This window comes from Methylophaga sp. UBA1464, assembly GCF_002325665.1.
GTDB lineage: Bacteria > Pseudomonadota > Gammaproteobacteria > Nitrosococcales > Methylophagaceae > Methylophaga.
The window spans coordinates 14,749-19,704 of sequence record NZ_DCSO01000085.1 but is presented as its reverse complement, the minus strand read 5'-3'; the positions used below and the strand labels follow the sequence as shown (position 1 = coordinate 19,704).

The window sequence follows — 4,956 nt, the reverse complement described above, 5'->3', positions numbered from 1 at the left end:
AGTTGCCTTTTTCGACGGGTTCAGCTTTTTCTACAGAATCCGTGGTAACGGCACCCGTAGCTGCTGTATCACCTTCACCACGTCCACGACGTCGGCGTCCGCCACGACGCGAACGTTTTGCGTTTGGATTACGTGTTTTATCGTCACCAGTCGTATCCGTTGCAGGCTTATTATCCGGCACTACGGTTTCAGCTGAAGCAGATTCGGAAGTTTTAGCACTTTTCGGCTCATCACTGGCATTAGCATCCGGACGACGGGGACGGTTATTTCGCCGATTGCTATTATTTCGACCTCGACTGCGACGGTTTTGATTTCTCGCTTCTTTTTCCACATCAGTCTCTTTTTCTGCGGCACGTTGCTTTGATGTATCGACAGACTCTTCAACAGGAGCTCCTGTTAAGACACCTAATAAACGCTTCAGCAGACTTGGTTTGCGCTCAGCCGCAGCAGGTTTAATGATCGGCGCCGGAGCGATGGGAGCAATCCCGGTAACGGCAGGCTGTTCCAAAACGGCTTTTTCTTTTAAAACAACGGTTGCTTCAATTTCTGGCGTCGTAATTAATTGATGGCTACTGGTCTGCTTTTCATTACCATCTTTAATGCGTTCGATATCGTAATGTGGTGTTTCCAGATGCGGATTAGGAATCAGCACCAGACGCACATTGTGACGTTTTTCAATCGCATCAATCTGAGCACGTTTTTCGTTCAGCATAAAAGTGGCAACAGAAACCGGCAATTGAATCACCAGTTGGCTGACATTGTCTTTGGTCGCTTCTTCTTCCACCAGACGCAATACCGCTAAACCCAGGGACTCAACGCCTCTCACATGGCCCAAACCAGCGCAACGCGGGCAGACTTCCTGATGTGCATCGCCTAATGCCGGACGCAGACGCTGACGGGACATTTCCAACAAACCAAAGCGGGAAATACGGCCAATCTGCACCCGTGCCCGATCCGATTTCAAATGGTCACGCAAACGGTTTTCAACTTCACGCTGATTACGGGTTGGCCCCATATCAATAAAGTCGATAACCACCAGCCCCCCCAAATCACGCAAGCGTAATTGACGGGCAATTTCCTCTGCCGCTTCGAGATTGGTGTTGAGCGCAGTTTCCTCAATATCACCGCCCTTGTTGGCACGCGCCGAGTTGACATCAATTGAAATCAACGCTTCCGTTGGATCAATGACCAGCGCACCACCGGAAGGTAAACGCACTTCATGGCGGAAGGCGCTCTCAATCTGGCTTTCCAACTGATAACGGGTAAATAATGGAACTTTGTCTTGATACAGCTTGAATTTGCTTAATTCATGCGGCATCACCATACGCATGAAATCGTAACCGGTTTGATAAACCTCAGGGGAATCCACCAGAATTTCACCAATGTCTTTACGTAAATAATCACGTAATGCACGGATGATGATATTACTTTCCTGATACACCAGAAACGGTGCAGCGCGGTCTTTGGTGGCTAAATCAATGGCTGTCCATAACTGAACCAGATATTCCAGATCCCATTGCAGTTCTTCAGTTTGCTTGCCAACCCCAGCTGTGCGGACAATCATGCCCATACCTTCAGGGATTTCCAGCTCACGTAAGGCTTCTTGCAGTTCAGCGCGATCATCGCCTTCAATGCGGCGAGAAATACCACCGGCACGTGGGCTGTTTGGCATCAGAACCAGATAACGACCTGCCAGGCTGATAAATGTTGTCAGTGCAGCGCCTTTATTGCCACGCTCTTCTTTTTCAATCTGAATAACCAGTTCCTGGCCAACAGAAAGCACATCCTGCACATTAATGCGGCCATTATTTTCGCCGTCATCTTTAGTTTGTCTGAAATACGTTTTACTGATTTCTTTTAGTGGCAGAAAGCCTTGGCGTTCAGAACCGTATTCAACAAAAACAGCCTCAAGGCTGGGTTCTACACGAGTGATTTTACCTTTATAAATATTGCCTTTCTTTTGCTCTCTGGAAGGGGTGTCGATATCCAGATCGAACAAGCGCTGGCCATCGACCATCGCGACACGCAACTCTTCCTCGTGTGTTGCGTTAATTAAAATTCGTTTCATTCATAAACCTCAGTTAGAGGTTCACGCGTCGGTACAGCCAGTAAGCCGGGCGGCATCAGCCTGCCCAGATCCAGAACGGCGTTTTATCAGCAATATAATCAACTAGTCGGGCACTGCCAGCATCGAATCATCAGATTGCTGGTCATTAATACAATGTCATCACATTGTGGCTGCAATAGGGTTCTGCAACGCTACATAACGGCTTGCGACTCTCTTTAGCCACAAACCGTTTGATTATTTACTTCGTCGCCCTGTCTCGTACATTTTTTGCTATTTGTTTTGCTGTAGCCAGACGTGGGAACCATCTTATTCTTAAAAACAAGCTCCTTATGCGGAGCCCTGCATCACTGAACCCCTGTTCAGCGTATTCAAATTCGTTTCGTGTCCTCAGCCGCATCAACCCCATTCCTAGGGGGCGCGACGTTTGCTTAGGCCTGTTCATCAGAAAGTCGGTATACTGACCTCATTTTACGTACAGACCAACGGCGAAATATATCAGTCTGCAACCACATCAGCAAGAAATAACCTAACATTATTCTATGGCGAATTCTCCACAAGCATCACCGGCAGTTCAATTTATCGATATCAGGGCCGATCAGGCAGGTCAACGTATTGATAATTTTTTGATTACATTGGAAAAAGGCGTTCCCAAAAGCCGGATTTATCGTGCATTGCGCAAAGGTGAAGTTAGGGTCAACAAAGGTCGCATTAAACAGACCTACCGGCTACAGGCCGGTGATCAAGTGCGAATCCCTCCGCTTCGGGTCAGTGAAAAAGTAATTATCACTGAATTATCAGAGTCGCTGACCGATGCACTTGAACAGTCTATTCTACTGGAAGACGATGCACTGTTGGTCATCAATAAACCTTCGGGTCTGGCAGTACACGCTGGCAGCCAGATCCAGATAGGCGTTATAGAGGCTATGCGCATTATCCGTCCGCAAAATAGTTTTGTGGAACTGGTGCATCGACTGGATCGCGATACCTCGGGTTGTCTGGTGATAGCCAAAAGTCGTGAGGCCCTGCTCAATCTGCAGGAGCAGATGAAAACTTCTGAAACGGATAAACGCTACCTTACGTTGACCATGGGCCGTTGGCCGGCTCAGGAAAATATCGTTGACCTGGCTTTACAGAAAAACACGCTGAGTTCAGGTGAACGCATGGTGGCGCCGGATATTAACGGTAAAAAATCCAAGACACTATTTGAGGTAAAACAGGATTTTGCCGGATGTCAGCTGGTTGCTGCCAAACTTTATACCGGTAGAACACACCAGATTCGGGTCCATAGTGCCAGCCAATCACATCCGGTTGCCGGTGATGAAAAATATGGTAACCGCGAATTTAATAAACGTCTTAAACAAATCGGCTTAAAACGCATGTTTTTGCATGCCTGGCAACTGTCTATCAAGCATCCAATCACTCATGAACCGGTGACTTTTCATGCCGAATTACCTGACACATTAAAAGCTGTATTAAAGCAACTGGAAGGCCGGTCATGAGTCAATATCAAATGATCGTTTTCGACTGGGATGGCACCCTGATGGATTCCACCGGCCATATCGTATTCTGCATGCGGGAGGCTATTCACAAGTTGCAATTGTCCCCATTAACCGATAACGCCATCAGCCAGATTATTGGTTTGGGATTACCCGAAGCCGTCCGCACACTCTATCCGAACAGCACCGATGCCGATATTCAGCGACTAGCCATGGCGTATCGGGAAATCTGGCTGAACCATCCGCATGAATTGCCAATGTTTGATAATGCCGTTGAGTTATTGCATAAACTGGCTGATCAGAATATTTTCCTTGGTGTCGCGACAGGTAAAGGTCGTCGGGGTCTGGACAAAGTTCTTGCTGCTACCGGTTTGGCTGATTTATTTACCGCTACCCGCTGTGCTGATGAGTGCCATTCCAAACCGCATCCGCAAATGCTTGAAGAGTTGATAAGCTTCTGTGGTGTTGAAGCAGACTCCACGATGATGATTGGCGATACAGAATTTGATCTGCTTATGGCACATAATGCCGGGGCGAAAAGTGTTGCTGTAACACACGGCGCGCATGCTTTGGATCGTTTACAAGCCTGTAAGCCATTTCATATTGTGGATGACTTATTTGCATTGGATGAATGGTTGCATGGCAACAACCAACGGTTTTGATTATGATGTGACCCACTAACTTTAATTGTTCAGGATGAAACACAATGGCAACTTTTGGCGACTTCCCACCGGAACACAAACAAGATTCACAGAGTGCTGCAGCACAAAATGACCAATGGGAACGTAAAATCTTACAAGACCTCGCTTTTGCTGCCATAAAAGAGCAACGCGCCTCACGCCGCTGGGGATATGTATTCAAATTCCTGATACTGCTTTATCTTGTTGCAATATTTCTAATGACGAGACCGTTTGGTGGAAGCAACCTACCCTCCGGCCCCCACACCGCATTGGTTGAAGTAAACGGCGTGATCGCGCCAGAGACAGAAGCCAGTGCAGATCGTGTTGTAACGGGTATTCGTGATGCATTTGAGAGTCCACAGGCCAAAGGTTTGATTATTCGCATGAACACGCCAGGCGGCAGTCCGGTTCAATCCGGCGTCATCAATGATGAAATTACCCGTTTACGTACGACACGTCCCGACTTTCCGGTTTATGCCGTGATTCAGGATGTCTGTGCATCAGGCGGGTATTATATTGCGGTGGCGGCTGATGAAATTTACGCTGATAAAGCCAGTATTGTCGGTTCTATCGGGGTTCGCATGGATAGTTTTGGCTTTACCGAAGCGATGGATAAACTGGGTGTTGAGAGGCGCTCATTAACCGCGGGCGACAATAAAGCCTTCCTGGATCCGTTTATGCCCCTTAAAGAACAGGATGTTGAGCACGCCCC

General features: G+C 47.7%; 4 protein-coding genes. 3 read left to right on the top strand and 1 reads right to left on the bottom strand.

Annotated features, from left to right (window positions below; genetic code table 11):
• Window positions 1-2,068, bottom strand: a 2,068-nt coding sequence (locus B3O33_RS10850) for an Rne/Rng family ribonuclease (protein WP_292363574.1), incomplete at its 3' end; no start/stop codon positions are given.
• Window positions 2,069-2,607: 539 nt separating this feature from the next.
• Here B3O33_RS10850 and rluC point away from each other — a divergent pair.
• The 3 genes from rluC to B3O33_RS10835 all read left to right on the top strand — a co-directional run.
• Complete coding sequence (rluC, locus tag B3O33_RS10845; protein WP_292362285.1) at window positions 2,608-3,567, top strand: 23S rRNA pseudouridine(955/2504/2580) synthase RluC; 960 nt, start codon at window positions 2,608-2,610, stop codon at window positions 3,565-3,567.
• Window positions 3,564-4,226: an HAD-IA family hydrolase gene (locus B3O33_RS10840; protein ID WP_292362284.1), complete on the top strand. Its 663-nt coding sequence runs from the start codon at window positions 3,564-3,566 to the stop codon at window positions 4,224-4,226. The genes rluC and B3O33_RS10840 overlap by 4 nt, the downstream gene beginning before the upstream one ends.
• Window positions 4,227-4,270: 44 nt before the next feature.
• Window positions 4,271-4,956 (top strand): S49 family peptidase (locus B3O33_RS10835; protein WP_292363573.1); only part of this gene is annotated, 686 nt, incomplete at its 3' end.

What these genes read in the sequence shown, in the direction of transcription:
- rluC (WP_292362285.1), top strand. Translation starts at nt 2,608, where the DNA reads ATGGCGAATTCTCCACAAGCATCACCGGCAGTTCAATTTATCGATATC.
- B3O33_RS10840 (WP_292362284.1), top strand. Translation starts at nt 3,564, where the DNA reads ATGAGTCAATATCAAATGATCGTTTTCGACTGGGATGGCACCCTGATG.